General features: G+C 66.0%; 2 protein-coding genes and 1 pseudogene. All 3 read right to left on the minus strand.

The genetic code is table 11. From position 1 onward, the window contains the following. Positions 1-17 precede the first annotated feature (17 nt). Positions 18-203, minus strand: a pseudogene (locus ACRDUX_RS24165) (hypothetical protein); the annotation flags it as partial. 131 nt (positions 204-334) lie between these two features. Beyond that, a complete protein-coding gene (locus ACRDUX_RS24170) occupies positions 335-1,495 on the minus strand; it encodes an SGNH/GDSL hydrolase family protein (RefSeq protein ID WP_526417267.1) in 1,161 nt (386 codons plus the stop codon). A gap of 496 nt (positions 1,496-1,991) precedes the next feature. Then, a complete protein-coding gene (locus ACRDUX_RS24175; RefSeq protein ID WP_526417265.1) occupies positions 1,992-2,780 on the minus strand; it encodes a TetR/AcrR family transcriptional regulator in 789 nt (262 codons plus the stop codon). Between the last annotated feature and the right edge of the window lie 217 nt (positions 2,781-2,997).

Raw genomic sequence — 2,997 nt, forward strand, 5'->3', positions numbered from 1 at the left:
CCGTGTGGGGTCGCCGCTCATGATTCCTCCCCAGAGTCCGCGGTCATGGCCTCTAGCACCCGTTGCAACCGGTCGATCACTCTCATCACCCTGGTCGTACTGAACACGTCGGTGTCGAACTCGACGCGAAGTCCCACCTCGTGACCAGGGACGGCTTGCACCGAGTGAGTATAGTGATCAAACTCACGATTGCTGGACTTGGTGATGGCAACTCGTGTGCGCCCACGAGTGCGGGGGCCTGTCGATGCCCAGATAGCTGAGGGCGCCATCTCCTCGCCACGACGAGGCGGTCGACCCGAATGCCGGAGGCGCCCAAGCTCAGAGGCTCTCCGCCTCAGTGGTGGGCGAGCGGTCCGCTTGGCGCGAATGCCAGCCGGGCGAAGCGCTCGGCGATCAGCTGGTGTGTCCCGGCATCGGGATGCAGGTTGTCCGGGAGCGGGTGTTCGTCGACGTCGTCCCTGCCATACAGGTCGTGACCGTCGAGGTAGTGCAGGTGGGGGTCATCGACCATTCGCGCCGATACGATGTCGGCGAGCTGGTCCCGGATGATGGAGAGCGTCAACCTACCGTGGGTCGTGTCGGCGGCGTCACCGGAGGCGCGGAAGCGGATCTGACCCCTGGAGAGGGCGTCGACGTCGAAGCTGCCGGGCCCTGGATTGTTCTCGTGGATGGGGCAATACAGCGGCCCCACGACCAACAGCGGGACTTCTGGGTGGCCATCGCGGATGGTGTCCAAGAACCCGTGGACGGCGGGTTCGAAGGCGCGCAGCCGCATCACGTCGCCATTGACGAGGTTGATGCCGATCTTCACGCTGACGAGATCGGCCGGGGTGTCGCGCATCGTGCGGGCGGTGAACGGGTCGAGCATCGCACTTCCCGCCAGGCCGAGGTTGATCAACTCCACCCCGCCGCGTGCCGCGGCCAGCGCAGGCCAGGTGGTGCTGGGGCTTGCTGCGTTGGACCCCTGGCTGATGGAGCTGCCCTGGTGCAGCCAGATCGGGCGACCGTCCTCGGGTGTGGGCGTGATCGGTGCATTGGTCCGCAGGGCCACCAGCTCCGTGCGTTCGTAGTGGGGTAACCAGATCTCGACGTCCTTGTCATGGGTGGACAATCCGGTGAAGCGGACGGTCCCGACAGTGCCGCGCTGGATCTCGGTGCCGCCGGTGGCGAGATCCACCCGCACGACGTCGCCGGCCGTCGTCTCTGCTTGACGCGTGAGATGACCGTCGACGAGCAGATCCACCGTGCCGTCAGGGCGCTCCGGAACGCCCACCAGGATCGTTCGGGTCCGGAACGTGTCGAGCTCGACGACGGTTGACCGCGTGCGGAAGACCAACCGAACGCCGGAGGGCTGCGCCTCCGCGGCCGCGAGTTGGGGATCGCCGCACTGCGCGCGCGCCCGCGCAGGCAGCCGGTGGGGCAGCCACCCCCGCTCGGTCCGCTCCAGTTCGGCCAGTCCGCGAAGGAGCGCGAGGTCAATCGGGTGGGTCCTCATCGCAGCGGACGGCAGTTGCCCCGCGGCGCCGTGGAATTCACCGGTTTCGCAGTCTTTGGGCCCGGTCTGTTTACCGATTCCCTTGTCTGTGCCGCTCATGAGCGCACTCATGCGTTCTTCGGTCATACTTCTACCTTCCGGTCGGCGACGGCGCGGTCGGTTCCGTTCGTCAGATTCGGGCACTCGTCAACCTGCGGGCCGTCGCGAAGTGGTCTCCCGTGCACCCGCAGGTGGTCCACGGCCAGTCTCGGTTGAGCGTCAGTCAATCACTGCGGCGACTTCGGCCTCGATGAGGATGCCCGGTTGATAGAGGATGCTCACGCCGATCAGAGCGAGCGACGGCGTCGAGAGCTCGAACTCGCGGGCGGCCTGCTCAAGACCGGGAGTGAACGCCTCCCTTTTTTCCTTTTGCCACTCCAGGCCGTACCAGGTGAAGCGGACGACGTCGTGAGGATCCGCTTGCAGCTGTCGCGGTCGGCGCCTTTGACCGCAGTGCTCACACGGTGTCAGCCGACAGGCGGATGTGGCTGGCCACGTCCAAGGCAGTGCGGGGTGATCCGTCTGGGTGGGTCAGGATTGTCGTGAGGCCGGTGAGGAGTAGGTCCAGGCCGCGGTCGAGTTCGGCGGCGCCGTCGTAGGAGGCGAGCACGGATGCCAGCTCACGTAGGCGAGGGAATTCGGTGATCGGTAACCGATGTAGGCCCAGGCGCAGGACATGGTCGGTTTCCTCGGGGCGTTCGACGACCTCTTGGAGCTCGTCGAGGATGTGGCCGTGCAGGTAGCCGAACAGCACCCGGTAGACGTGCAGGGCATCGACTCCGGTGAACCCTGCCGACGTCAGCAGGGTAAGGACGTCCTCGAGAGGCCGCAGCGTTCCCGGCGGACGTTGACCCAGTGGAGTGGACAGTGGGCGGGTGACCAACAGCGGCACGACGTTGGGGTGCGCTAGGGCCAGGCGGCGAAAGTCGTGGGCGACCAGACGCAGCTGGCCGATCCAGTCGGGGTCGCTGCTGTCTACGGCTAGCTGGCTCAGCACGATCTCGGCGACCCCGTCGAGTACGGCGCCCTTGTCTCGGACGTGCCGGTAGAGCACGGCCGGGTCCCGGTTGAGCGCTTCGCTGAGTCGGCGCATCGACAGCCCGCTCTCGCCGTCGCGGTCAAGGATCGCCAAGGCGGTGTGCAGGATCAGGGGTCTCGAGATCGCAGCGTCGCCGGCACCGGCCCCAATTGGCTGGACGCCATCGCCGGCGGGCGCGTCAACAGCGCCGTTCGCCCGTCGTGTCATGGGTGAATTTCCCTCCCGGCCCACTCGCATCACGTCGCACGTCAGCGTAGGTCATCGCCGTAGGTCAACACCATAGGTCAACGCTGTTGACAGCAAGACGAACCGGGTGTGTACTAAGTCTCTACGGAATCAGAGGCACCAGCATGCTCGTCGTCATCGGAGTGATCGTCGGAATGCTGGGCGTATTGAGAAACGCCGGACCGACGCTCTCATTGAT

Source organism: Mycobacterium sp., assembly GCF_050701675.1.
GTDB lineage: Bacteria > Actinomycetota > Actinomycetes > Mycobacteriales > Mycobacteriaceae > Mycobacterium.